22 protein-coding genes are annotated in these 24,414 nt (G+C 60.2%); 10 read left to right on the top strand and 12 right to left on the bottom strand.

Annotated features, from left to right (window positions below):
• Positions 1 to 58: 58 nt before the first annotated feature.
• Positions 59 to 2,383, bottom strand: a complete 2,325-nt coding sequence (locus ACP26L_RS04660) for a putative bifunctional diguanylate cyclase/phosphodiesterase (RefSeq protein WP_426451405.1) — start codon at positions 2,381 to 2,383, stop codon at positions 59 to 61.
• Positions 2,384 to 2,597: 214 nt separating this feature from the next.
• On the opposite strand from ACP26L_RS04660, the gene ACP26L_RS04655 reads away from it, so the two are divergent.
• From ACP26L_RS04655 to ACP26L_RS04645, 3 genes are all read left to right on the top strand, one after another.
• Positions 2,598 to 3,401 carry a Cof-type HAD-IIB family hydrolase gene (locus ACP26L_RS04655; RefSeq protein WP_426451404.1) on the top strand — a complete coding sequence of 268 codons (804 nt, stop codon included), beginning with the start codon at positions 2,598 to 2,600 and terminating at the stop codon, positions 3,399 to 3,401.
• 271 nt (positions 3,402 to 3,672) lie between these two features.
• Positions 3,673 to 5,091, top strand: coding sequence for a hypothetical protein (locus ACP26L_RS04650; RefSeq protein WP_426451403.1), 1,419 nt, complete (start codon positions 3,673 to 3,675; stop codon positions 5,089 to 5,091).
• Positions 5,092 to 5,186: 95 nt separating this feature from the next.
• Positions 5,187 to 5,591, top strand: coding sequence for a hypothetical protein (locus ACP26L_RS04645; RefSeq protein WP_426451402.1), 405 nt, complete (start codon positions 5,187 to 5,189; stop codon positions 5,589 to 5,591).
• Between the two features lie 196 nt (positions 5,592 to 5,787).
• On the opposite strand, the gene ACP26L_RS04640 is transcribed toward ACP26L_RS04645, so the two are convergent.
• Positions 5,788 to 6,114: a hypothetical protein gene (locus ACP26L_RS04640; protein ID WP_426451401.1), complete on the bottom strand. Its 327-nt coding sequence runs from the start codon at positions 6,112 to 6,114 to the stop codon at positions 5,788 to 5,790.
• 92 nt (positions 6,115 to 6,206) lie between these two features.
• On the opposite strand from ACP26L_RS04640, the gene ACP26L_RS04635 reads away from it, so the two are divergent.
• From ACP26L_RS04635 to ACP26L_RS04625, 3 genes are all read left to right on the top strand, one after another.
• Positions 6,207 to 6,368, top strand: coding sequence for a hypothetical protein (locus ACP26L_RS04635; RefSeq protein ID WP_426451400.1), 162 nt, complete (start codon positions 6,207 to 6,209; stop codon positions 6,366 to 6,368).
• A gap of 181 nt (positions 6,369 to 6,549) precedes the next feature.
• Positions 6,550 to 7,647: an NAD(P)/FAD-dependent oxidoreductase gene (locus ACP26L_RS04630; protein ID WP_426451399.1), complete on the top strand. Its 1,098-nt coding sequence runs from the start codon at positions 6,550 to 6,552 to the stop codon at positions 7,645 to 7,647.
• Positions 7,648 to 7,671: 24 nt separating this feature from the next.
• On the top strand, positions 7,672 to 8,679 hold the full coding sequence (locus tag ACP26L_RS04625) for a DUF3231 family protein (RefSeq protein ID WP_426451398.1): 1,008 nt from the start codon (positions 7,672 to 7,674) through the stop codon (positions 8,677 to 8,679).
• Positions 8,680 to 8,826: 147 nt separating this feature from the next.
• On the opposite strand, the gene ACP26L_RS04620 is transcribed toward ACP26L_RS04625, so the two are convergent.
• Complete coding sequence (locus ACP26L_RS04620) at positions 8,827 to 9,969, bottom strand: hypothetical protein (protein ID WP_426451397.1); 1,143 nt, start codon at positions 9,967 to 9,969, stop codon at positions 8,827 to 8,829.
• 208 nt (positions 9,970 to 10,177) lie between these two features.
• Here ACP26L_RS04620 and ACP26L_RS04615 point away from each other — a divergent pair, with 208 nt between their 5' ends.
• On the top strand, positions 10,178 to 10,900 hold the full coding sequence (locus tag ACP26L_RS04615) for a class I SAM-dependent methyltransferase (protein ID WP_426451396.1): 723 nt from the start codon (positions 10,178 to 10,180) through the stop codon (positions 10,898 to 10,900).
• Between the two features lie 191 nt (positions 10,901 to 11,091).
• Positions 11,092 to 11,844 carry a nucleotidyltransferase domain-containing protein gene (locus ACP26L_RS04610; RefSeq protein WP_426451395.1) on the top strand — a complete coding sequence of 251 codons (753 nt, stop codon included), beginning with the start codon at positions 11,092 to 11,094 and terminating at the stop codon, positions 11,842 to 11,844.
• Between the two features lie 203 nt (positions 11,845 to 12,047).
• Here the strand turns inward: ACP26L_RS04610 and ACP26L_RS04605 are convergent, their stop codons facing one another.
• From ACP26L_RS04605 to ACP26L_RS04585, 5 genes are all read right to left on the bottom strand, one after another.
• A complete protein-coding gene (locus ACP26L_RS04605) occupies positions 12,048 to 13,010 on the bottom strand; it encodes an ABC transporter permease (protein WP_426451394.1) in 963 nt (320 codons plus the stop codon).
• Between the two features lies 1 nt (position 13,011).
• Positions 13,012 to 14,088 carry an ABC transporter permease gene (locus ACP26L_RS04600; RefSeq protein ID WP_426451393.1) on the bottom strand — a complete coding sequence of 359 codons (1,077 nt, stop codon included), beginning with the start codon at positions 14,086 to 14,088 and terminating at the stop codon, positions 13,012 to 13,014.
• Positions 14,081 to 15,616, bottom strand: coding sequence for an ABC transporter ATP-binding protein (locus tag ACP26L_RS04595; protein WP_426451392.1), 1,536 nt, complete (start codon positions 15,614 to 15,616; stop codon positions 14,081 to 14,083). The genes ACP26L_RS04600 and ACP26L_RS04595 overlap by 8 nt, the downstream gene beginning before the upstream one ends.
• A gap of 149 nt (positions 15,617 to 15,765) precedes the next feature.
• Positions 15,766 to 16,821: a BMP family lipoprotein gene (locus ACP26L_RS04590; RefSeq protein WP_426451391.1), complete on the bottom strand. Its 1,056-nt coding sequence runs from the start codon at positions 16,819 to 16,821 to the stop codon at positions 15,766 to 15,768.
• A gap of 185 nt (positions 16,822 to 17,006) precedes the next feature.
• Positions 17,007 to 17,438 carry a universal stress protein gene (locus ACP26L_RS04585; RefSeq protein WP_426451390.1) on the bottom strand — a complete coding sequence of 144 codons (432 nt, stop codon included), beginning with the start codon at positions 17,436 to 17,438 and terminating at the stop codon, positions 17,007 to 17,009.
• 132 nt (positions 17,439 to 17,570) lie between these two features.
• Here ACP26L_RS04585 and ACP26L_RS04580 point away from each other — a divergent pair, with 132 nt between their 5' ends.
• Complete coding sequence (locus ACP26L_RS04580) at positions 17,571 to 18,065, top strand: CcdC family protein (protein WP_426451389.1); 495 nt, start codon at positions 17,571 to 17,573, stop codon at positions 18,063 to 18,065.
• Between the two features lie 127 nt (positions 18,066 to 18,192).
• On the opposite strand, the gene ACP26L_RS04575 is transcribed toward ACP26L_RS04580, so the two are convergent.
• The gene (locus ACP26L_RS04575) at positions 18,193 to 19,212 is read right to left on the bottom strand and encodes a Gfo/Idh/MocA family protein (protein ID WP_426451388.1); all 1,020 of its coding nucleotides are present in this window, start codon (positions 19,210 to 19,212) and stop codon (positions 18,193 to 18,195) included.
• A 79-nt stretch (positions 19,213 to 19,291) separates the two neighbouring features.
• The gene (locus ACP26L_RS04570; RefSeq protein WP_426451387.1) at positions 19,292 to 20,065 is read right to left on the bottom strand and encodes a sugar phosphate isomerase/epimerase family protein; all 774 of its coding nucleotides are present in this window, start codon (positions 20,063 to 20,065) and stop codon (positions 19,292 to 19,294) included.
• Positions 20,066 to 20,201: 136 nt separating this feature from the next.
• Between ACP26L_RS04570 and ACP26L_RS04565 the strand changes: the two genes are divergently transcribed.
• A complete protein-coding gene (locus tag ACP26L_RS04565; protein ID WP_426451386.1) occupies positions 20,202 to 21,029 on the top strand; it encodes an AraC family transcriptional regulator in 828 nt (275 codons plus the stop codon).
• Positions 21,030 to 21,153: 124 nt separating this feature from the next.
• Here ACP26L_RS04565 and ACP26L_RS04560 read toward each other — a convergent pair whose 3' ends face one another.
• Entirely contained in the window at positions 21,154 to 21,381 is a 228-nt protein-coding gene (locus tag ACP26L_RS04560) for a 3-dehydroquinate dehydratase (RefSeq protein ID WP_426454818.1), read from the bottom strand.
• A 230-nt stretch (positions 21,382 to 21,611) separates the two neighbouring features.
• A complete protein-coding gene (locus tag ACP26L_RS04555) occupies positions 21,612 to 24,374 on the bottom strand; it encodes an EAL domain-containing protein (protein WP_426454816.1) in 2,763 nt (920 codons plus the stop codon).
• Between the last annotated feature and the right edge of the window lie 40 nt (positions 24,375 to 24,414).

Below are 24,414 nucleotides of genomic sequence, written 5' to 3'. Positions count from 1 at the left end.
GGCTCCCGGTTCACCATCACCGCAGCGTAAAAAAGCAGACCCGGGATCCCCGAGTCTGCTACAACATCCCGCCGGCCTGCTTCTCAAGAAGAAACGTCAATTCCTCGGGAGCCATCGGCCTGTAGTAATAATACCCCTGAACCAGGCATTCGGCGATGCCCTTCAGCAGCCGTAGCTGCTGCGCCGTCTCCACCCCTTCGACAATCACCTCGAGCTGCATGCTGCCCGCCATGGCCATAATCGCCCTCACGATGCCCTCATGCTCCGCCCCTACGGTAATCCGGCTGATAAAAGACTGCGCGATCTTCAGCGAATCCACCTGGAAGGTCCGCAGATAACCAAGCGACGAATAACCCGTGCCGAAGTCGTCCATCGAGATCGCGATCCCCAGCTTCTTCAGCCCCAGCAGGATTTCGGTCGTTTCGGACGTGTTCAGCAGCGCGATGCCTTCCGTAATCTCGATCACCAGACGCCCCGGCTGCAAGCCCGTCTCCTCCAAAATGTCCGCCACACGCTGGACGAACCGGTTCTGTACGAGCTGCTTCGGCGAAACGTTCACCGCGACTTTGAGCGGAGGCAATCCGCTCCGCTCCCACTGCACGGCCTGCCTGCAGGCCGTACGGAGCACCCAATCGCCGATCGGCACGATAAGTCCCGTCTCTTCCGCCAGAGGGATGAAGTCCGCCGGGGAGATTTGGCGCCCATCCTCCAGCCTCCACCGCAGCAGGGCTTCGGCTCCCATGATCTCCTCCGTCTTCGTGCATACCTGAGGCTGATAGACCAGGTAGAGTTCTTCACGTTGGAGCGCCTGCCGGAGAGCATGCTCCATCGACATCCGCTTTAGAATCTCACCGCTCAAGACCGGCTCGTAGAATTGGGCCCTGCCTTTGCCTTTCTCCTTGGCCTTGTACATGGCGGCGTCCGCATGCTTCATCAGTTCGGCCCCGTCTTCTCCATCCGACGGATACAGAGCGATCCCGATGCTGGTCGTCGTCAGAATTTCATGGTTCTCGACCTTGTACGGCTTGGCGATCTCGTGAAGCAGCTCGGCAGCCAGCAGCTCCAGCTCCTTTTTCTCTCTCCACCCTGTCAGAAGAATCGTAAATTCATCTCCGCCAAGCCGCGCTACCAGGCCTTTACCGGCCAGTATACCCGCAAGCCGGCGGCCTACCTGACGGATCAGCTCATCCCCGATCGCATGGCCCAGCGAGTCGTTGATATATTTGAAGCGGTCCAGATCCATGAAGAGAACGGCCAGCTTCTTTCCGCCCGCAGCGGATTCCTCCACCGCCGCCGACAAGCTGCGCTCGAACATCCGCTTGTTCGGAAGCCCGGACAGCTCATCATGCATCGCCTGGTGCTCGCTGCTGTTCAGCATCTGCTTCAGCCGGCACACCAGCTCTTCGTTCTCGAAGAGGATGGAGAGCTGGCGCACAACGATCAGCAGGATCATCAGGATCGTGCCGATGACCAGCCCGTCCACTTCACTCAGCCGCTGCATCACCAAGGAACAGAGCAGGAGGAGAGAGAGGTACGGAACGAGATAACGGAGCCGTTTGTTTTGGGCCTCCCACCGGTCATCCCGCGCCGGCACAGCGCTTACCGCGTTCCCCCTCTCGCTTAGTGAGTGCAGTGCCGCCATCCCGGAGAGCAGAAGCCCCAAGCTCCAGAAAGGATCATACCAGCTGCCCACCTCGTAAGTGCCGGCCAGAATATCGAAAAAGTAGAATATATCCCCCACTACAAACGATGCAAATCCGACCGTCAGAAAGCGCATGACCCGGGTGGACAGCACGGTCACCTGCTGGTAATGCAGCATGAGCAGACCGAGAACCAGACCCAGGTCGCTCGCCGGATACAGCACACCGCTCATGATCAGAATCCAGTCCGGCTCCGCCAGCAGCCTCTCCAGATTCGGCGAGACGATGAATTCCCAGGCCAGGGTGCAGAGGAACAGGACGACGATCCCGATATCAAAAAGAAACCGCAGGCCCCGCGCGGCGTTGACCTGCTTGTACATGACATAGAACAAGGCACAGACGAAGAAGGCCGTCTGCAGATTCCAGAGAACATCGGCCGTTCCGGCCGCCGGAAAGGGCATATCGCCCCCCCGGATATAGTGATAGCCCCAGATGGATTGGGCAACGAAATAGAATAGGGCCCCAAGGGAGATAGAGCTCCAGAATACGCGGAGAACCCCACGGTGGCCGAAGGACGCCCGGATTCCAAGCAGGGTGGCCGCCAGGGGGGCAAGCAGCTCAGCCAAGGAGACCATCCCCTCACCGGCATCCGCCCAAAAGAGCATTCCCCATAAGCCAACTATGTATAGGAACGCCAGGAGATACGTCCATTGGATCGTCGGTAATGCTAGCAGTCGTTTCATGGTTGTTCCAGCCTCTCCGTCATGTGGGCAGCGCAGCAGTTGTAAGTGAATCAGCGTGGAGATTTGCAAAGCAGGTGCTTTTCCATCCGAATCGTGATGCCACCTCTATACCCCTTCATCGGTTGGACGCCGCCTATTTTTTAGTTACAAATACGGGAAACACTAAGGTATAATGGGGGCGATGGGAAGAAACGAAACGGAGTGAGACTAGAGAATGTATACCATGCTGGCTATCGATATCGACGACACTTTGATCACAGACCGGAAGGAAATTACAGAGGGAACCAAACAGGCGCTTGCCGCTGCTGTGGCGCAGGGAGTCAAGGTAACCCTGGCGACAGGCCGGATGTATGCCTCCGCGAAGCAGCTGGCGGACCAGCTCGGGCTGAATGTGCCGATCATCACCTACCAGGGCGCCCTCGTCAAAAATGCGATCGACGGCCATGTGCTCTATGAGCGGACGGTGCCGGAGGACGCCGCCAAACGGATCTTCGATTACTGCGAAACGAACGGCCTGCATCTGCAGACCTATCTGGACGATGTGCTCTACGTCAAGGAAGATAATGAGAAAGCAAAGGCTTACGCCCAGCTGTCCAATATACCGTATACCGTGCATCCGGACTTTCGGGAGCTCGCCTCCAAGCCTTCCACCAAGCTGCTCTTGATCGACGATCCGGCCCGCCTGGATGAAGTGGCCCTGGAACTGCGGTCTCTGCTCGGCGCGGCGGTGCATATTACGAAGTCCAAGCCCCACTTCCTGGAGATCATGCACCCGGAGGGCACCAAGGGCCATGCGCTCACTTATCTCGCGGAGCACTTCGGCCTCGAGCTTTCCGGCGCTATTGCCATCGGTGACAGCTGGAATGACCGCGAGATGCTCGAGGTCGCCGGACTCGGTGTAGCCATGGGCAATGCGGTCGAGTCCCTGAAGGACATCGCCGATTACGTGACGTACGGCAATAACGAAGAAGGCGTGAAGCATGTCGTGGAGAAGTATATTCTTCAGACGGTATCCTAACGAACGGATGAACAGACGAACAGCAGCGGCCTCCGGCAGGGGGCCGTTTTTTTCGCGCATCATCCATAAAGGACGGCGAAGCCTTGTATCTCATGCGGCTTGAGACCGGTCAAGCCGTTCGCTATTCCTTACAGCATGTTCTCACCTCCCTTCAGACCGGTGCATAAGCTGTAGCACCACGATAGGCGGATGACTATCGCGACAGCGATGACCGGCGGAAGTGGCTCCCGGCGCTTTCCGGGCTCCGGCATCTAACGGAGGTAGACGGTTTATGGACATTACCCTGGTTTCCCTGCACTGGGCTTACCTGCTCTTGATTCTTGCGATGATCGGCTTCATGGCGCTGCGCAGGGATACGACAATCCTCTGCACGGCCGGCATTCTGGCTCTCGGACTGCTCGCTACCCACTCCCTTCCCGCTTCGGTCAGCGGCGTATTCTCCTCCTTCATCTATGCCATCCGGGAGCTGCTCGGCACCATCCTCATCATCTCCATCGTCGTGTCGCTCAGCCGCTCGATGACCTCGACCGGGATCAATGAAGTGATGATCCGGCCCTTCGCCCGGCTGATCCGCACCCCCGGGCTCGCCTTCTGGGTCATCGGCCTGGTCATGATGACCATCTCCTTCTTCTTCTGGCCTTCGCCGGCCGTGGCCCTGCTCGGAGCCGTGCTGCTCCCCGCGGCCCAGCGGGTCGGGCTGCCGGCGATCGGGGCCGCCGTGGCCATGAACCTGTTCGGCCACGGCATCGCCCTCTCCGGCGACTTCGTCATCCAGGGCGCCCCCAAGCTGACGGCGGATGCCGCAGGCCTTCCCGTCGCCGCCGTGGTGCAGGCGAGCGTACCGCTCGTGCTGATCATGGGCGCGGTAACCACGCTGACGGCATTCTGGCTGCTCCGCCGCGACATGCGGCTCGGCCGGCTCGGTACCGGCAGCGGCAGCGAGCCGCTTGCATCAGCTCCCTCAGCTCCGGCTGAGGAGACGCTGCCTGGGGCGCCCTCCCGCCTGAGCCCCGCTGCCCAGCGCGGCTTCGCCCTGCTGCTGCCGCTGCTCTTCGCGGCCGACGTGGCCGTGATGATCGCGCTGAACCTGCAGGGCGGCGATGCCACCGCGCTGATCGGCGGCACCGCCCTGCTCGCGATGCTGCTGGTCTCGCTCGCCGCCCACCGCGGCCAGGGGCTGGCCCAGGCGACGTCTTACCTGACGGGCGGCCTGCTGTTCGGCTTCCGCGTGTTCGCGCCGGTCATTCCGATCGCGGCCTTCTTCTATCTCGGCGATTCGGCCTTCACCGAGCTCTACGGCAAGGTGCTGCCCTCCGGCTCGCACGGCCTAGTCAATGACCTGGGCACCGCGCTGGCCGGTATCGTTCCGCTCAGCCCGGCCGTCGGCGCCGTCACCCTGACCGCCGTCGGCGCCATCACCGGCCTCGACGGCTCCGGCTTCTCGGGCATCTCGCTGGCGGGCTCCATCGCTCAGCTGTTCGCCGTCTCTATCGGCACGGGGCTGGCAACGCTGACCGCACTGGGCCAGATCGCAGCCATCTGGGTCGGCGGAGGGACGCTCGTTCCCTGGGCGCTGATCCCTGCAGCCGCCATCTGCGGCGTCAGCCCCTTCGAGCTCGCCCGGCGCAATCTGCTGCCGGTGGCGGTCGGTCTGGCCGTCACCACGATCGCCGCCATCTTCCTGATGTGAGCCGGCTGCCGGCGGGCCTGCACGCCCCCGGAGGCTTGGTTCAGCCCCTGCCCTCCCGGTTAATGAATAGTACTACTGACCTGGAGGCGATTACCATGCCGAAGAAAATCTATTATATCTCCGTAGGCCCCGGTACGATCGAAGATCAGCAGACGCTGGCCGATCAGCGCAATTATACGTATGACTATCAGGTGGAAGCCTCCGATGAAGAGTATCAGGAGCTGCGCAGGCTCCTTCAATCCACGGAGGAGACGCAGGACGGAACCTTCGCCCGCGCGCCGATTCCTTACAAATCGGCCGACCGCGATCCGGCTACGGACCAGTTCAACGACCGGATGAAGGAGCTGTACACGCTGCTGTACCGGCTGGGTACAGCGGAGACCAAAGGACACATCGAGAAGATGGGGATTCTCAAGAAGCTCGGGAATACGGATTACGATCTGCCCGGGTACAGTCCGAACGACGCAGATGAAGCGATCGATGCGGCGAACAGGCGCTAGCCTGCAGTACCGCTCTATAGGCAAGGCATGCAAGTTGGAGAAGGCTTGGTTCGGAGATCCGGGAGGACGGATCATTAAGAACCAAGCCTTCTTCTTTTGTAGGTCAGCTTTGGGCGCGGCGGTCATATCATGGAAGAGAGACACAGCATTCACACGGCGTGGATGCTCTTACTTCTGTCCCAAAAGGAGAGATCCGTCATGACGTATCCCGTCTATTACTACGATCCCTACCGCGGCCTGTTCCCCGGATTTCCCGGCGGACCCGGCAGCTTCCCCGGTGGTCCTCCCGGCAGCTTCCCCGGTGGTCCTCCCGGCAGCTTCCCCGGTGGTCCTCCCGGCGGCTTCCCCGGTGGTCCTCCCGGCGGCCTCCCCGGTGGTCCTCCCGGCGGCTTCCCCGGTGGCCCTCCCGGCGGCTTCCCCGGTGGCCCTCCCGGCGGCTTCCCCGGTGGCCCTCCCGGCGGCTTCCCTGGTGGCCCTCCCGGCGGTTTCCCCGGCGGTGGCCCCCAAGGGGGAGCACCCACATCTCCGCCCCCGTCGTTCACCCCGCAGAAACAGCTGCAGTCCGCACAGTTTGCCGTTGACCCTGGAAATATCCGGCGATGCCTGTTCCGCTATGTGTACATATGGCAGCGCAACGGCGACCAGTACTGGATCTATTTGACGCACGTCGGCCGCAACTCCATCGGCGGATTCCGCTGGTACGGCTTCGGGCCTGTGGGAACGTGGGTGTTCTTCGGCCTCGACATCGACCGGATCGATCAGTTCCTCTGTTTTTGACAGGTCTGACGAACAGCCCTGTGCCCCCGGCACAGGGCTGTTCGTCCTGCTCCATGGAACAAGCCCATTGCCCTCTTCTGTATAAAAAAGACTCCTTTGAACGACGCTATCCTGTAGGAAATCACCGAATCGAACTCTGTGGAGATATACATTCTTACATTTGAACAAAGGACGTGTCCTCTTGAAGGTCGCCATTATGGCAGCCGGACTGTCCGGGCTCGCCTGTGCCATTACCCTGGAGAAATTCGGAATCGAGCCGGCCATCTTCGAGAAACGCAGCTGCGTGGGCGACCGTTTCGTCAATGGGGAAATTCTTTTCTCTCTGGTGACCCGGCCCATTCAAGATTGTATCGCCTACCTGTCGGAGAAGCACGGCATCTATTTGCACCCTGCGGCCAATCTTCAAAAGATGACTCTGTATTCGCCCCGGGAACAGGCATTCTTCGAAGGTCATCTTGGGTTCACGAACGTGCGCGGGAGGGAATCCGACGGGTTCGAGGCCCAGCTGAGCCGCCAGGTGAGAAGCCCGATCCAGTTTCACTCCGAAGAAACCTATGAGGGACTTCTCAGTCACTACACACATATGGTCATGGCCACAGGAGACGGCGATTATGCCAAGAAAACAAGGAACTTCCGCGAAGACCTGACCGTGTCCCTGCGGGGCGCGACGGTGGAAGGCAGCTTCGACCGTTATGCCGTCGCCGCATGGCTGGACAATGATCTGGCTCCCAGCGGGTATGCCTTCTGTATCCCGCTGTCCGATACGGAGGCAACGATCGTCATCGCTTATCCGGATGATCCGCATAGAGAGCCTCCGGACCCGGAGCTTCTCTGGGACCGTTTTTACGAGAGAGCCCGCAGCGATCTTAAGCAGCCCCTTCGCATTACGGATCAATTCCAGATCACGCACTACCCGATCGGGATCTGCCGTTCTGCCCGGATCGGCAACACCTTCTATGTCGGGAACTGCTTCGGAAGCCTGATGCCTTACCTCGGCTTCGGCCAATTCTCAGCCCTGCTGACCGGGATCTATGCCGCTATGGATCTGGCCGGGGAGGGCAATTACGAGGAGCTGACCGCCCCGCTGCGGCAGAGCTATGAGGATTCTCTGGTCCTGCGGCGCACCCTGGAGAGGTTAGACAATTCGGATTATGACCGGATCGTCCACCTGCTCCGGCTTGGCAGCAGACTGATTGAGAACGAAAAGATCAATCCGCTGAAAACCGCCAGTTTTCTTCTGCGGCCCTATGTCAAATGGAAGCAAGGTGTCACTTCATAAAATGGAAAGCGGAGATGAATGTCCATGTCTATCCCAACGCCCAGGCTCACCAGCTCCGAGATCGGATACCTGTCGACAGGCTATATGATCGACGACATGTCGCAGTGCGTGCTTAGCGCCTTCGAACAGCAGGCCGTCGATCCGGAAGTGCTGCGGAGTATAGCGCATGCTTTGAATCTTGCCCGCTCCAATAACCGGGAGCGCGCTGCTTTGTTGTCCGGGGAGCAGTGTGCTCTGCCCCGCGGATTCGTCGAATCGGAGTCCGCCGCTTCCCGGCCGGCCTTGTTTGAAGAACGCTTTTTCCTCTTCTACCTGCTGCAGGGGGCCCGGATGGGGCTTCACTTCTATGCGGAATCTCTGTCCGTCTCGGTGCGTGAGGACTTTCGTTGCTTCAGTGCCGACTCTCTGGCAGCTGCCTCCCGTCTCTACGAGGAAACCTTGGAGCTCCTGCTGTCCAAAGGACTGTATACCCGGCCTCCTGTCATTCCCGTCCCCGACGAACCCGAGCATATTCAGAAGCCCAGCTTCCTGCAGGGGGGGTTCGGCGATACCCGGCCGCTGCACAGCATGGAGATCGCCAACGTCTATAAGGGCATGGAGCTGGCCGGCCTGATCCAAGCGCTCTGTACCGCCTTCGCTCAGACCATTCAGCGCAAAGATCTGCAGACGCTGTGCGTCCGGGGCACTCAGACGGCTGAGGAGCATCTGGAGCGTCTCGGACGCCTGCTTGAACAGGACGACCTTCCACGGGCGCCTTCCCTGATGAGCGATGTGAGGGACTCGCAGTCCCCTCTCTTCTCGGACCGTCTCATGCTCTGCCACATCTCGGGGCTGTTCGGCTCGCTGATCACGCATTACGGCCAAGCCCTCGGCTCGGCAATGAAGCATGATGTCGTCGCAGCCTTCCTGGCGCTTATTGCGGGGGCCGGGAACTATACGGAGGATGTGACCGAAGCCCTGATCCGCAATGAGTGGCTGGAGAAGACCCCCCGTGCCCTCGACCGGGAAGCGCTTCTGCAGAACCCGAAGTAAGCTCGGCATCGTTTTGAATTTATCCTCCTGACAAAAACCCCCGCACCACCTCAGCAGGTACGGGGGTTATGGGTGTTGAAGACGAAGTCCACAAGATAAACGGCTTCGCCGTCCTTTACGGAACAAAACCCCTTCTCCGGGAAGGGGTTATGCGGTGATCGACAAGTCGGCAATCTGCCAAGGGGCGTCCTTGTCCCTGCGGTTCATCCGGAAGTGAAAGATCTGATGCTCCGGCTTATGCCCCTCCCGGTATACGGTTGCATCCATTTGGATCTCCGCTGTCAGCGCATCCTCCCCAGGAGGCTCAGGAAGCTCCTTCGGCTCCTTGGCCCTGATCCCTTGGATCTCCTTCATCGCCGTCTGAAAATACTGCAGCTGAGGATGCTTGGGATCCGAGAAGAGGTGCTGGAGCAGGCCGGCTTCATGCTGGTTCAGGGCAACCAGGAAGCCCTGCGCCACCCCGTAAGGACCCGCTTTGCGGAGGGCTTCATCCAAGCGGCCCGCCGCCTTGTAGACCATCCACTGATGATCGGGGTCCACATTCTTCGATTTATGGGTGGAGCTTCCCAGGAAATGAATGCAGAAGTGCCCCGAAAATCCGTTCCCCGGGATGCCGTCACCGCCGTGAGGCATGCCGTGCATCGAAGCCGCAATGGCTGGACCGCCATCCCTGCTCACCAGCACCGCCCTGCGGCGCCAGCTCCACGAGCCTCCGTAAATCTCTTTCATGATCTTCGTATCCGCCTTGGTCACCGGCTGCATATCCGCATGGCTGCTTCCCGCCCGGCGCTGCGCTTTGAAACTCAGGCCCGTCTCCAGGTCCGTAACGGTGCAGACACTCTTCATCGTCACCGTCTTCTTCGCTTCCTCCCACGGGAGGAGTCTGCCGTAGTGGGCCCTCCGGGCGGCCTTGACATACCCCTCCAGCTTGGCGCGCACCTGCGCCGGAAACTCCCAGCGAACCCCAGCGGCCTCCTCATACCATCCTCCGTTATCGTCCATGGCGAGCCGTCTTTCCGTGCCGCCGTCTCTCCAGGTGATATAAGTATCGGTCAGCGGCTTGGCGGGATCCGGCTCCTTCTTCGCTTGGTCCAGCCCCTTGATCACATCCGGCGATTGGATTTCAAGCTCGGTAACAAGGCCGCTCTGCGGGGAGGACTGGACTGTAACTCTCGCGGGCGCCGGCGGTGCTTGGGGGCGTGCGTCTGCCTCTGTGGAAGAGGCTGCAAGCAGAAGCGCTGAGAACCCGACAAGCGTCTTGATGATGATCCTGCACGTGGCTGCCTTCATGACCCAACCCTCCAAGTTTCAAGAGTACCATCGTAGCCTTTCTTTTCTTCCCCGATCCCATTCCCGGTAAAAAGATACAGCCCCTCCGGCTTTTCCACACTGGAGGAACGCAATTTCATGCTTTGAAAAGGGGCATTCGTCCCTGCCCTTACGGCCTCCCGGCACATAGAATGGAAAAACGTCTAATGGCCTGACAGGAGGATTTCTCATGGATTATTTGGATATGCTTACCCGCCTCGGCGCCTCCAGCGCACATCCCGGAGGCTTCTCGGCCACCTTGTCCCAGCTGCAGCGTTTCCCTCTGCCCGGCGGCAGCCGGGTCCTTGAAGTCGGCTGCGGCACAGGGCGCACCGCCTGCCATCTCGCGGCTGCGGGCCTGAATGTCACCGGCCTCGACATCCGCCGGGAGATGCTAGCGAAGGCTGAACGCCGGGCGGAGCTTCAAGGCGTACAGGTGAAGTTTGTGGAAGGCAGCATCACCGAGCTTCCGTTCGAAGACGGCTCATTCGATGTCGTGCTGGCCGAGTCCGTCACGAATTTCGCCTCGATTCCGGACGCCCTGCGCGAGTACAGCCGGGTACTGGCCCCCGGCGGTCTGTTGTATGACAGAGAAGTCATTCTCGCCGGCTCCCTTACCCCGGAGGCCTATGAGCAGCTGGCGGGTTTCTTCGGCTTCGGAGGTCTTCTCAGCGACGAGGCTTGGAAGGAAGAGCTGCTTCGCGCCGGATTCATGGCTGCCGAAGTGTGGGACCATCTGCCGTTCGGCCGGCCGCCCGGCGAGGATCTGGCGGAGCATCCGGACCCCCATCAGCTCATGGATCAGGGAGCCATTCTGGATGCTGCCGTATGGCAGACCTCTTTGGCCCACGATGAGCTGATTGAGGCCCATCAGACGTCCTTGGCTCATGCCCTGTTTTTTGCCCGTAAATAGGGGGACTTGGGCACGCATGTCGTCCGCCTGTACCGGCTTCCCCGTGCATAGGGAGCATCGGCGGCTGCAGCCGCTCCCTCCGTGCTCTTGGAGGCGTCTCCCGGCATGCATCTTCTCCCATACGCATATGCTGTCTGCACGTGATGGCAGGCAGAATGGCGCCTGCAAGCAACTCGGTTGGGGGTGAACGAATGAGAAGCAGCGGAGAGGATACGGCCCGAAGATTCGTCCGGCGGGAATTTCCCGCCTGCGAAGCGGCCCTCCTGGCAGGCAGCACCGTCCAGGGGGAAGCCACCCCCTCGTCGGATCTGGATCTCGTGATCTTCGACGAGAGCCAGGAGGGCCCCTTCCGGCGGACGTACCAATCGGAAGGCTGGATCATTGAGACCTTCGTCCTGACGAAGGACACGTACCGGTATTTCTTCGACCTGGCGGTCGAATCGGCCATTCCCTCCCTCCTGCGGATGTGTGCGGAGGGACATATCCTGTTCGGCGGGGAAGAGATAGAGGGCATCGTCGCCGAAGCGCGCAGCGACCTGCTCGCGGGCCCGCCGCCCTGGAGCCGGCAGGAGCTGCGCCAGGCCCGATACCTGCTGGGCGAGTTCTTGGCCGACTTCGAGGGCTGCCCGCGGCGCGAGGAAGCGCTCTTCATTACGGCGAAGCTCGCGGAGCAGCTGGCCGACTTCGCCCTGCGCACGCGGGGCGAGTGGATCGGCGAGGGCAAGTGGCTGCAGCGGGGCCTGCAGCGCTGTGATGCGGCGGCCGCCGGTGAGCTTCATGCGGCGCTGGAGGCCTATTACGGCTCCGGGGACAAGGAGCCGCTGGCCGCGCTCACCCGCCGCTGGCTCGCTCCCTTCGGCGGGGTCCTGGCCGAAGGGTACGCCGAAGGCGGCACCGGCGAGGAAGAGGAGGAGCCGGGTTCGCGGCCGGAAGAGCTGCAGTGACCCGCCGGCATGGCACGCGGCTGTGTGCAGCCGGGGCTTGCCACCGCCGTAAGCCCATGCTGTGTGCCGCGGCCGCGGGAGGGCTTCGAGGGCTGAGGGTCCGCATAGGACGCTGGTCCGCTAATTCAAATAAGGCGGCTTCCGCTCTGCACTGCAGAGCGAAAGCCGCCTTAGTGGGTATTGCCTTCTGGCTGGGGATGAGATTAACGCTTGCCCGGATCGTACGCTTCGCCGAGCGCCGACGGCGCCTTCGCGCGGCCGACCGCTCCGGCCAGCACCAGGATCGTCAGCACATACGGCAGCATGTACAGGAATTCCATCGGAATGCCCTTCGCGAAGTCAAACAGCTGTACGAAGTTGCGGATGGCCTGGGAGAAGCCGAAGAACATCGCCGCCCCCAGGGCGCCGAGCGGATGCCATTTGCCGAAGATCATGGCCGCCAAAGCGATGAAGCCTTGGCCCGACACCGTGTTATGGGAGAAGGAGCTCGTCGTCGTCAGCGTGATCGTCGCCCCGCCGAGTCCGGCCAGTGCACCGGAGATCATAACACCGATATACCGGTAGCGGGAGACGCGGATCCCCATCGTATCCGCAGCGCCCGGATGCTCCCCGACCGAACGCAGCCGGAGGCCGAATGGAGTCTTATAGAGCACGTAATACGTCAGCGCCACAACGAAGAGCGCCAGGTAGGTCGTCGGGTAAGCCTCGAAGAAGCCTTTGCCGATGACGGGAATGTCGGACAGGAACGGAATTTTCACCTTGCTGAACACTTCGTTCAGCGTCTCGGTCTGACCCGCACCGTCGTACATAATTTTGACAAGATAGACCGTCAGTCCGGCAGCAAGGAAGTTGATGACGACCCCGCTGACCACCTGATCGGCTTTGAAGGTTACCGTGGCAACCGCATGAATTAAGGAGAAGATGACTCCGAATAGCAGGGCCGCGACCAGCCCCACCCATGGGGACACCGCCCCCATGCCCGCTTCCTCCGCGGTATACGTAGCTACCGCCGCAGCGAAGGCACCGGAGACCATGAGTCCTTCGAGACCGATGTTGACGACGCCGGACTTCTCCGAGAAGATCCCGCCCATCGCGGTGAAGATGAGGGCGGTGGAGAACACCAGTGTGATATTGATCAGCTCGCCGAGCTTCAGCAGCAGATCCATGTTAAGCCGCCCCCTCTTTCTTGGATTTGCCCTTCAACGGGCGGATCAGTCCGCGGACGATGCCGTGGGCTGCAACGAAGAAGATCACGGAGCCGATGACCACGCGGATGATCTCCGGCGGTACGTCCGCGGCGAAGCTCATGCCCGCCGAGCCGTACGTCAGCGATCCGAAGAGGATCGCGGCCAGCACGACGCCGATCGGATTGTTCCCGCCGAGCAGCGCGACCGCCACCCCGTCGAACCCGTAGCCCGGCGAACCGGCCATAACGGTCTGGTAGTGGAAGACCCCCAGTACATCGACTACGCCGGCCAGGCCGGCGAAGACGCCGCCGATGAACATGGCGCGGACGATATTGCTGTTCACGTTCATCCCGGCATACCTTGCGGCTTCCGGGTTATGGCCTACGGCGCGGAGCTCGTACCCCTGCCGCGTCCGCCACAGCACGATATAGAAGATCGCCGCACCGGCCAGCGCAATCAGCGTCCCCCAGTGCACCCGGGCATTGCCCATAAGCTCCGAGAGCCAGCCGATCGTGAGAGAGGCGGACTCATGAATCTCATACGAACGCTGCTGCCCCGGCTGGAGCAGGAAGGTATTCACGATATAGTTGGCCAGGAACAGCGCCGTCCAGTTCAGCATGATGGAGGTGATAACCTCGTTCACGCCGCGCTTCGCTTTGAGGTAGCCGGCCAGACCGCCCCACAAGCCGCCGAGCACCGCACCGGCGATGACCGCCAGCGGCATGTGGATGATCCACGGCAGATCGAATTTGATCCCCACGATCGCAGCGCCGGTCATCCCCATGATGAACTGGCCCTCCGCGCCGATATTGAACAGGCCTGTCCGGTTCGCGAACGCTACGGCAAGACCGGTGAGGATCAGCGGCGTTATCTCGCGTACCGCTTCGCCGAAGTCATAGGCGCTGCCGAACACTTTGTCGAGCAGCGCAGCATACGCGACGATGGGATTATAACCCCCCACCAGCATGACCAGGGCGCCGAACAGGAGGCCGAGCAGGATGGCTCCCAGGGGCACAAGGGCCGAGTCTTTCGTCATGATGCGCATCAATTTATCCATGGGCGCCTCCTTTGCCTTCGCTGCCTGCCATGAGCAGGCCAAGCTCCTCTTCATTCGTCAGCTCCGGATCCACTTCGCCCACGATCCGGCCGCCGGAGATGACGGCGATCCGGTCGGACACGTTGCGGATCTCGTCGAGCTCGAAGGAAATGAGCAGCACGGCCTTGCCTTCGTCCCGCGCCTCGATCAGCTTGCGGTGCACGAACTCGATCGCACCGACGTCCAGTCCCCGCGTAGGCTGCGCGGCGATAAGCAGCTGAGGCTGCTTGTCGAGCTCACGGGCGATGATCGCCTTCTGCTGGTTGCCTCCGGAGAGCGAACGCGCCTTGTTGTGGATGCTCGGCGTCCGCACGTCGAAGTCACGGATGAGACGCTCCGCCTGCCGGTCAATCGCGCTGCGGTCCAGGAACCCGCCGCGGTTATACGGCGGCTTGTAATACGTCTCGAGCACCATGTTCTCGCTCATCGTAAAGTCGAGCACGAGGCCGTGCTTGTGCCGGTCCTCCGGAATATGCGACACGCCCGCCTCAGTGATGGTGCGCGGAGGCAGATTCGTCAGGGGCTGTCCCTTCAGACGAATCTCGCCCGACACGGCGGGGCGAAGCCCCGTCAGCGCCTCGATGAGCTCGCTCTGCCCGTTGCCGTCAACGCCGGCCAGGCCGAGAATCTCACCTGCACGCACATGCAGTGAGATGCCGTTCAGCGCCGGCACCTTCCGGTTGTCGAGCGCGCGCAGGTCCGTCACCTCGAGCACCTTTTCGCCGGGCTGCGCCCTGCGCTTGTCCACGCGGAAGGATACGCTGCGGCCGACCATCTTCTCCGCCAGCTCCTGCGGCGAGCTCTCCGCCACGTTAACGGAGTCGATCACCTTCCCCCTGCGGATAATCGTACAAGTATCGGCAATCGCCATGATTTCTTTCAGTTTATGGGTGATGAGAATAATCGACTTGCCTTCCCGGGCCAGCAGGCGGAGAATCTCCATCAGCTCCCCGATCTCCTGCGGGGTCAATACCGCCGTCGGCTCGTCAAAGATCAGGATATCCGCCCCGCGATAGAGCGTTTTCAAGATCTCCACACGCTGCTGCATCCCGACCGAGATATCCTGGATCTTCGCTTTGGGATCGACCATCAGGCCGTACTGCGCCGAAATCCGGGCGACCTTGTCTTCCGCGGCTTTGTAGTTAATCGAAGTCCCTTTGCGGGGCTCGCTGCCGAGAATGATGTTCTCCGTGACGGTGAACGGCTGTACCAGCTTAAAATGCTGGTGCACCATCCCGATCCCGAGCTCGATCGCCTTCGTCGGGGAATCGATGGCCACTTCCCTGCCTTTGACACGAATCTGCCCCTCGTCCGGCTGATACAAGCCGAACAGGATGTTCATCAGCGTCGATTTGCCGGCTCCGTTCTCGCCGAGCAGCGCGTGGATTTCCCCCTTCCGCAGCTGGAAGGAGATGCCGTCATTGGCTGTGATGCCGGGAAACCGCTTCGTGATTCCCTGCAGCTCGACCGCCACTTCCGGTGTACTCATGGGCGTTCCTCCTCTGTTGTCAGCGCTCAAATCAAACGACAAGGCCGGTGATTACACCAGCCTTGTCGGAGTGTGTGCATGGACTATGATGTTGGTAATCTTGGGCGGATCCCTGAATCCGCGCAGCTGCTTGGGCCGAGCGTTTCGGTTTACTTCTCCGGAACTTTGATCTCGCCGCTGACGATCTTAGCTTTGTACTCTTCTACTTTCTTCAGCACGTCTGCAGATACGTTCTTCTTCGACGTCTCCGGCAGACCTACGCCGTCGTCCTTCAGACCGAGGGTAACCTGCTTGCCGCCCTGGAACTTACCGTCGACCAGATCCGTCGTCACGCGGATCACCGCCTGGTCCACGCGCTTGATCATCGAAGTCAGCGTCACATCGTCGCCGAACTCAAGCGACTGGTCCTTGTCTACGCCGATCACCCATACCTTCTTGCCGGACTTCACGCGGTCCTTCGCTTCGTTGAAGACCCCGTTGCCCGTAGCGCCTGCAGCGTGGAACACGATGTCTGCGCCGTCGTTGAAGATCGTAGCGGCAGCAGCCTTGCCGAGGTCCGGCTTGTCGAAGGCGCCCGTGTAGTTGATCGTCAGCTTCGCGTTCGGGTTCACGGCCTTCACGCCTTCACGGAAGCCGGCTTCAAAGCGCTTGATAACCGGAATGTCCAGACCGCCGACGAAGCCGATGTTGTTCGTCTTCGTGGTCAGACCGGCTACGACGCCGACGAGGTACGCGCCTTCGTGCTCGGCGAACGTAACGGACTCGACGTTAGGAGCTTCCACCACGTTGTCGATGATCGCGAGCTTCGCGTCCGGGTTCTGGGTGGCCACCGTCTTAACCGCATCGCCCATCAGGAAGCCGATGCCCCAGGTGAGATTGTATTTATCTTTGACATATTGGTTCAGGTTCGGGATGAAATCGGCATCGCTCTTGCTCTGCAGGTACTTCACGGATGCGCCCGTATCCGCTTCAACCTTCTTCAGGCCTTCCCAGGCGCTCTGGTTGAACGACTTGTCGTTGACGCCGCCGATGTCCGTGACCATACCTACCTTGAAGCCTTCCGCCTTCTTGCCGCCTGCCGGCTTCTCCGCCGCCGGCTTGTCTCCGCCCGCTGCGCCTTCCTGCGCCGGTTTGGAGCCGCAGCCCGTGAGCACGAGCGTTGCGGCAAGCATCAGGCCTGCCGTTGTTTTCATCCATGATCTCATGATTGATGAACCCCCCCATGTTAATAAATCCCACATTATATGTAAGACCCAAGTAATAAAAGAAAACAGATTTATTATATAGCTTTTTTTGACCATCGTCCAGATGCTTCGACAATTTTTTCAGCGTCCGTGAACGTTTTTTCTGATCTTTTTCCGTCACGGGACCCAAGGGATCGCCCCGACCGTCACTTGACGATCAAGACAGGCACCTTCGCATGCTGAACGACATGATGGCTGACGCTGCCGAGCATGAATTCGCCCAGTGTGCTCAGTCCGCGCGAGCCAAGAATAATCAGGTCGCATCCGGCTTCCTCGGCGCGCGCCAGGATCACCTTGCCCGGAGCGCCCTGCAGCATCCTCGCCTCGGCTCCGCTCCTCCCTGCGAGCGCCGAACGCGCCTTCTCCACGATCGATTCGGCATGCTGGTATTCGATCCGCGAGACATCCGCCGGTGCCGTAACCAGGGCTTCCCCGAACATCAGACTCGGCATGTTGAATACGTGCACCACCTCCAGCTTCGCGCCGGGCAGCAGATCGCACAGCTGCAGCGCATGCGACAGCGCCAGATCCGACTCGTTCGAACCGTCGTAAGCGACCAGGATATTGGCATACAGCATGGGAATCACCTCGATTTATTTTTTGGGAGAACCACGGCTCGTCCCCGCTCCGCCTGCCGCAAACACCAAACGCTCCCTTTGGTTAACACCGGCCGGGAGTGGTATAATGGGGAGGAAAGAGAGGAATCGGTTATGGTTCAATTCGGAGCTCTTCATCTTCAGGCGTTATCCGGCATCGGGATGCTCGTCATGGCCGTTCTGGCCATCTTCGTGCGAAGCAGAGCAGGACGCCGGCCGGTATCCGCCGCAGCTATCATCATGCCCCCGCTCGGGATGAGCACGGGGTTCCTGATGTTCATCTCCCCTTACTTTCACCTGCCCGTCAGTTGGGCGCTGATCGCTCTGGGAGCCGGAGCTGTACTGTTTTCTTACCCCTTGATCACCAGCTCGAAACTGGAGTACAGAGAGGGCGCCATCTACGTCAGACGCTCCAAAACGTTCATATTCGTTCTCCTCGGGCTGCTCTGCCTGCGGATCGCCCTGCACACCTATATTGAGCGTCATATTTCGATCCCGCAGACCGGGGCGCTGTTCTTCCTGCTCGCCTTCGGCAGCATCGTCCCTTGGCGCCTCTCCATGCTGAGGCAGTTCCGCCGGCTCAAGCAGCAGGCCGGCTCTCCCAAGTGACGGGCGGCCAACCAGGCCTCCCTGTTACCGGCAGCACAGACCCACACCAAACAGGACGCTCCCTGGCAGGAGCGTCCTGTTGTGTGGCGGGCGGCCCAGCGCCCTCTTCAGCCTGACCGGCTGGATGTTACAGCGAGATCACCCGGCCGGTGTTCTGCGATTCGAAGGCCGCCAGAATGACCTTGAGCGAACGCAGGCCTTCCTCGCCGGATACGCTTGGAGGCGTCTTCGTCACGATCGACTCCACGAACGCATCGATGACTCCGCTCGCTACCTGCTTCTCGTTGGTTGCGATGGCGCCAACTTTGTAGCGCTCGACCGTTCCGTCACGCAGCTCGACGATCACCTGGTCGTTCGGATCCGTCCCGATCTTCAGGACTCCGTTCTCGCACCACAGAATGGTTCCGTTGTCTTCGCCCTTGTAGTACGTCCAGGAGGCAACCAGGGCGCCGATGATCCCGCTCTTCATGCGCAGTACGCAGATGGCGTTGTCGTCCACTTCCGTGCCTTCCTTGTGCTGTGTGCCGATGAATCCCGTCACATCAGCCACTTCTTCTCCGAGCAGCCAGCGGATGAAGTCCGACTTGTGCACGCCGAGGTCGCCCATGGCGCCCATGACCGCTTCCGGCTTGCGGAAGAACCAGCTCTCGCGCCCGTCGACGCTCCAGCCCTCCGGTCCGGGATGGCCGAACGACGTACGGAATGTCAGCACCTTGCCGAGACGGCCGGAGCTCAGCACTTCTTTGGCCTTCACGTGCGGAGGCATGAAGCGCTGGTTGTGGCCGACCATCAGGTAGACGCCGGCCGCCTTGGCCGCCTCAATCATCGCCTGGGCCTCTTCTTCCGTGGCTGCCATCGGCTTCTCTACGAGCACGTGCGCCCCCGCTTTGGCGGCAGCAATGGAGATCGGCGCATGCGTCGCGTTCGGTGTGCAGACGCTCACGGCATCCGGCTTGATCTCGCTCAGCATCGTCTCGTAATCCGAGAAGGCTTTGCCTCCGTGCAGGGCGGCGTAGTGCTCTGCACGCTCTCCTACCGGATCGACAAAAGCAACAAGCTCCACATGCGGATTGGCCGCATATTCCGGGATGTGGCGGTGCTTCGAAATGGAACCGCAGCCGATAACGGCAACTCTCAATTTGCTCACGTTTCAACTACTCCTTTGGATTGGTTTTTCTGATATACAGAGATCATCGTATGGAGGATTGGCGGGATAATGGTTTGGGTTACAGGCTGAGCAGGTAGTTTTCTTTGACCCAGTTCAAGCTGTTCTCCACGCTCTGCAGCGGCGGGTTCTGGCAGTTGTCCTGTTCGACGATCAGCCATTCGACACCTGCGTCCGAGGCAGCGGCGATCACGCCCTTGAGGTCTACCACGCCTTGGCCCAGCTCCAGGGTCTGCATGCTGCCCTGTTCGTCCTTGTTGAAGTCCTTGAGGTGAAGCAGCGGCAGACGGCCGGCGTAGCGCGGAATATAGGCCAGCGGATCCTGTCCGGCGAACTGCACCCAGCATACGTCCATCTCCACCTGTACCGACTCCGGCGTAGTGGACGAATACATGGCATCGAATACGTACTCGTCGCCGACATTCAATTCAAACTCGAAGGCGTGGTTATGGTAAGCGAACGTCAGCCCTTGTTTCTTTACTTCCGCTCCTACTTCCTCGAAGAAGGCGAAGAGCTTCTGCCAGTCTTCCGGCGTGCCACGGCGTTCGTCAGCTACATAAGGACAGATCAGATATTGGCCGCCGATCGCTTTGATATAGTCAATTTGGCCCTGCAGATCTTCTTCCAGGCTCTGCAGCGACACGTGGGAGCCAATGGCCTTGAGTCCGATCTCGCTCAGCAGCGCGCCGAGCTCTTCCGCCTGGAGGCCGCCGTAGCCCGCGAACTCCACGCCCTCATATCCAAGCTGAGCCACCTTGCGAAGCGTACCGGTAAAATCGGCAGCGGTTTCATTGCGGAGCGTATAAAGCTGAAGTCCGATTCCAATTCTTCTCATTGACACTCACTCTCCCTGTGCAGTTGTGTTTTCCCTATGTCACCTATCGTACCGGACATAGCCCAAAAAGAAAATCCACGATATAATCGAAACATCAACGATTTTGCTATTAATTTGCGGGGGAATCAAAGTCGACATGACGGCAAACGTACTGCTATGCGGATACTCTTACCACCGGGAGCGCTTCTACACGCATTATAAGCACGGCGTTCCCTCCTATCTCTTCCGGATTCAGACCGAAGGCTCTTCCACTGTGGTGGCCGGAGGCAGGACTTATGAGCTCGAGCAGGGCGACCTGCTGCTCCTTAAGCCCGGAGACACTTACGAGCTGCGGATCGAGGAACGGGCGGCCGGCTCCAAAGGCTCCCTCATCTCCTCCGGCGACTACTATATCGGCTGCGACGGAGCCTGGGTGACCGAATGGTGGGAGCGTTCCCCGAAGGCCGCCGTCACGCGCATCGACCTGGACGAGAAGCTCCTCGGCCTCTGGCAGCAGATTATCGCCGAGAAACGCCGGCTTGAGGACGGAGGCAGCCCCGAGCTCACCGGCTATCTGCTGAGAGCCCTCTGCCTCTATCTCGAGAGGGCCGCCACGGACACGGCGCCGGTCAGCGGCCGGCCCTTCAGCGTCACGCGCATGAAGCGGTTCATCGAGGAGCACGCGACACGCACCTTCAAGGTGGAGGAGGTGGCCCGCCACGCCGGGCTCAGCGTCTCCCGTGCCGTGCATCTTTTCAAAGAGAGCTACGGCAAGACTATGATGGAATACGCCCAGGAAATCCGCCTGACGGCCGCACTCGAACGAATGAAGTATACCTCCATGACCCTCGACCAGATCGCGGAGACCTGCGGTTTTGGCGGGTATACGTACTTTCATCGCGTGTTCAAAGAGAAGTACGGAATTTCTCCGGGGGCTTACCGGAGCGGAGGCGGCCTGACGGGTCTTGCTGCCGAACAGGCGTAACCGGCACAGAAGGCCGGGCACGGGGCCTGACAACACAAAAAAAAGCGGAAGCCCGGGTACATCCCGCGGCTTCCGCCTTTCCGTCATGATTTCGACCATTGTCCCATATAATGAAAAAGTCTCTCTAGTAGAGAGACAGGGCAAGCGAATCCTTCTCGTTCAGGGAGTGGAGAATGGCTTCACAGCCGACCACTTCGATACTGATCAAGGTTTGCAGGCACTTCTTGAGTGTACGTCTCCCGGTTTGGACTTTCTTATCCAGCGCCGTTTTCAGCAATTTCAACGTTTTCTTATTCAAGCTGTCGGCGAAAACGGGGATTTCTTTGTTTTGAATGGTCACGAACACTTTCATCCCTAACACCGTCCCTACTTTATCAAATTGGCTCATTACTATTAGGATAAATTACGATCATTAAATTAAGCTTAAAAAATTATTACAAATTGTCAACAACTTTTTGTGGAAAAGGCGGCGTACGCTCCCCTAAAGCCTTTCAGATAGAACAAATACGCGCCACGCCCAAAAGGCTGCACCCGGTATTACGGGGCAGCCTTGCTTGCGTTTCAAAATTTTTTTGGGCGTGCTTAAGCGGACCGGATATCGGAGAGAAACTGCACGAAACGCTCCGGCGGCAGGGGTGGCGAGATGTAATAGCCCTGGATCTCGTCGCATCCGAGCGCCCGCAGCAGTTGAAGCTGCTCCTCCGTCTCCACCCCTTCGGCCACGACGGCAAGATTCATGTGATGGGACATGGAGATCATCGCTTGAACAACGGAGGACGGCTGCTCCGGAAGCCCGGAGATAAAGGAGCGGTCGATCTTGAGAATGTGGGCCGGCATCCGGTTCAGCAGCGAGAGCGAGGAATACCCCGTACCGAAATCGTCGATGGCAATGCGGATCCCAAGGGCGGTCAGCTGCCCAAGCACCTCCATGATGGCTTCGTCCCGGAACGCGACGCTCTCCGTTACTTCCAGGCACAGATACTGCGGATGAAGCCCCGTTTCCTTGAGAACCGCCTGGACTTCTTCGACGAAAGGAGGCCGCTTGAGCTGCAGTACCGAGATGTTCACCGATACGGTGACCTTGGGCAATCCCATCTGCTGCCATTCCCAATTCTGCCTGCAGGCTGTTCGGAGCACCCAGGCCCCGATCTGGGCAATGAGCCCGGTCTCCTCCGCCACCGGAATAAAGCGGTCTGGCGATACCCTGCCCTGCTCCGGCGACTCCCAGCGGATCAAGGCCTCCATACCGACAAGCCGGCCGGTGGCCGCATCCGTCTGCGGCTGGTAGTGCAGGACGAACTCCCCCCGCTCCAGCGCCCGGCGCAGTCCGTTCTCCAGCTCCATCCGTTCGTTCACCATGTCGGTCATGCCGGGGGTATAGACGGCTACGCGGTCTCTTCCCTGCTCCTTGGCGGTATACATGGCCATATCCGCTCCTCGGATCAGCAGGTCGCTGCTTGTCTCGCCGCCCCGCCCGAAGGCGATTCCAATGCTCGCCGTGCTGAAAAGCTCCAGATCCCCGGCGCGCAGCGGCTGCTGGAACCGGCTCAGGATGGCCTCCGCCGCAGCCAATGCTTCGTCACTGTGCTGGATGTCCTTCAGCAGGACGGCAAATTCGTCGCCGCCCATCCTCGCAGCCAGATCCCCCGGACGCAGCAGACGCTGCAGCTCCCCTGCAGCGTACTGCAGCATAATGTCGCCCGTGTGATGACCGAGCGAGTCGTTAATGAGCTTGAACTGGTCGAGATCCAGCATCAGGACGGCAGCGCCCTTGTCCCGCCCCTGCGTCTCCTGCAGGGCCTCGGACAGACACTTGTGGAACCGCAGCCGGTTCGGCAGTCCGGTCAGGCTGTCATGATAAGCCAGATAAGCAATCTCTTCCTGGGAGCGGCGGCGCTCTGTAATATCCTTGATGGAGCCGATGAGACGCACCGGCCGTCCCTGCTCATCCCTCGTGGCCTCTGCCGCACAGTACACCCAATTGTAGGTGCCGTCCTCGTTCAGGAAGCGGAATTCGCACTCAAATGGAGTACCGCGCAGCTTATGCGACTCGCAAATCTCCTGCACGGCCGCCCGGTCCTCCGGATGGACGAAGTCCATGATATCGGCCATGCTCATGTCCGTCCCTTGACGGCCCCCAAGCTCTTGTCCCCCGAGAATGCCAAAGCGCAGCCGATTCGTCTCGATATCTAGCTCCCAGATCCCGTCATTCGTCGTGCGGGAGACCACCTCCAGCAGCTCGGCCATCTCCCGGTAGCGGTCCTTCGCCTCCAGATGCTCCGCCATCCGCTTCTTCTCTTCGGTGATGTCACGAATAATCAGCAGCATGAGGCGCTCCCCGTCCACCTCGAGAAAGTCCGATTCGACCACCACCGTCCTTTTCTCTCCTTTGACATCCAGCATCGAGTACTCGAATCCGCTCTCTCCTTCAGGGGCGGCGAAGCGTACGCGATACTTGTTCAGTGCCGCCAGCCGGTGGGCTGCCGGAAGAACATCCAGCACGGATACTTCCGTCCCGTCCCCCCCGTTGTGGACCATCATGCGGCGTGCAGCCGGGTTCATCTCCTTGATGTCCGCCTTCTCGTCAAGCAGAGCGATCCCGAACGGCGACAGATTGAACAGGGCCTCGAACTTGCGGGAGATGTGGGGAAGAAAATCATACTTGAGCACGACATATCGGACGGTGACCGCCCATACGATCGTACAGTGGAAGGCCAGCGATACGGTCCAAGACAGCCCTTCCACCCAGCGAGAGCAGAATGCGATCCCGAAGCCCCACAGGATGGAAAAGACGCTGTTGCCGAGCAGCAGGGCATACATGGCGCGGACCTTCGGCGACTGGGCCTTCCGGAGAGCATACAGGAGAAGCAGCGTCCCCGCGCTGATATACAGCAGCAGGCTGGACACCAGGATCCCGAAGATGACACCGTATTCGGAAAAACGCCAGCCGGCCGGGGTTTCGACAACATCGACCAGAAGCGTTCCCGAGACCTGAAGCAGAACGAAGGCCGCTGCCGCCGGGAAGAAGTACAGCACCGCTCTCAGCGGACGGGAGAGGCGGTCCTCAAGACGGGTGACCGACAAATAAAATTTCATGCCGAGGCCCGCGCTTAAAAAAGCGGCCGGCTCAATGACAAGGAAATGCAGCCGCCTGGCACTCTCCAGAGACATCACCATCGACAAGTAAAAGGCCGTAAAGATGACGACAAAGCAGAGAATGAAGCCGGAAGCCGCCCGGTTCGAGGGATGCTTCGGATGCCGCAGATAAATCTCTGCGGCAATATAAAAGAGAGCGAAAGCAGGCAGCAGAAAGATGAGTACGGGAGCAGACGATTGTGACAGCATCAAGATGTAAACCTCCCCAATATGTAAAGCAAGCCATTCT

The sequence above is a fragment of the Paenibacillus sp. S-38 genome (assembly GCF_049942825.1).
Lineage (GTDB): Bacteria > Bacillota > Bacilli > Paenibacillales > NBRC-103111 > Paenibacillus_G.
Note: the sequence above shows the minus strand (reverse complement) of the source record. Positions and strands in the feature narration are given on the sequence as shown.

Bases quoted from the DNA above. Each gene is read 5' to 3' on its own strand.
- ACP26L_RS04660 (WP_426451405.1), bottom strand. From the start codon at position 2,383: ATGAAACGACTGCTAGCATTACCGACGATCCAATGGACGTATCTCCTG.
- ACP26L_RS04655 (WP_426451404.1), top strand. From the start codon at position 2,598: ATGTATACCATGCTGGCTATCGATATCGACGACACTTTGATCACAGAC.
- ACP26L_RS04650 (WP_426451403.1), top strand. From the start codon at position 3,673: ATGGACATTACCCTGGTTTCCCTGCACTGGGCTTACCTGCTCTTGATT.
- ACP26L_RS04645 (WP_426451402.1), top strand. From the start codon at position 5,187: ATGCCGAAGAAAATCTATTATATCTCCGTAGGCCCCGGTACGATCGAA.
- ACP26L_RS04640 (WP_426451401.1), bottom strand. From the start codon at position 6,114: ATGTGGGTGCTCCCCCTTGGGGGCCACCGCCGGGGAAACCGCCGGGAG.
- ACP26L_RS04625 (WP_426451398.1), top strand. From the start codon at position 7,672: ATGTCTATCCCAACGCCCAGGCTCACCAGCTCCGAGATCGGATACCTG.
- ACP26L_RS04620 (WP_426451397.1), bottom strand. From the start codon at position 9,969: ATGAAGGCAGCCACGTGCAGGATCATCATCAAGACGCTTGTCGGGTTC.
- ACP26L_RS04615 (WP_426451396.1), top strand. From the start codon at position 10,178: ATGGATTATTTGGATATGCTTACCCGCCTCGGCGCCTCCAGCGCACAT.
- ACP26L_RS04610 (WP_426451395.1), top strand. From the start codon at position 11,092: ATGAGAAGCAGCGGAGAGGATACGGCCCGAAGATTCGTCCGGCGGGAA.
- ACP26L_RS04605 (WP_426451394.1), bottom strand. From the start codon at position 13,010: ATGGATCTGCTGCTGAAGCTCGGCGAGCTGATCAATATCACACTGGTG.
- ACP26L_RS04600 (WP_426451393.1), bottom strand. From the start codon at position 14,088: ATGGATAAATTGATGCGCATCATGACGAAAGACTCGGCCCTTGTGCCC.
- ACP26L_RS04595 (WP_426451392.1), bottom strand. From the start codon at position 15,616: ATGAGTACACCGGAAGTGGCGGTCGAGCTGCAGGGAATCACGAAGCGG.
- ACP26L_RS04590 (WP_426451391.1), bottom strand. From the start codon at position 16,821: ATGAGATCATGGATGAAAACAACGGCAGGCCTGATGCTTGCCGCAACG.
- ACP26L_RS04585 (WP_426451390.1), bottom strand. From the start codon at position 17,438: ATGCTGTATGCCAATATCCTGGTCGCTTACGACGGTTCGAACGAGTCG.
- ACP26L_RS04580 (WP_426451389.1), top strand. From the start codon at position 17,571: ATGGTTCAATTCGGAGCTCTTCATCTTCAGGCGTTATCCGGCATCGGG.
- ACP26L_RS04570 (WP_426451387.1), bottom strand. From the start codon at position 20,065: ATGAGAAGAATTGGAATCGGACTTCAGCTTTATACGCTCCGCAATGAA.
- ACP26L_RS04565 (WP_426451386.1), top strand. From the start codon at position 20,202: ATGACGGCAAACGTACTGCTATGCGGATACTCTTACCACCGGGAGCGC.
- ACP26L_RS04560 (WP_426454818.1), bottom strand. From the start codon at position 21,381: ATGAAAGTGTTCGTGACCATTCAAAACAAAGAAATCCCCGTTTTCGCC.
- ACP26L_RS04555 (WP_426454816.1), bottom strand. From the start codon at position 24,374: ATGCTGTCACAATCGTCTGCTCCCGTACTCATCTTTCTGCTGCCTGCT.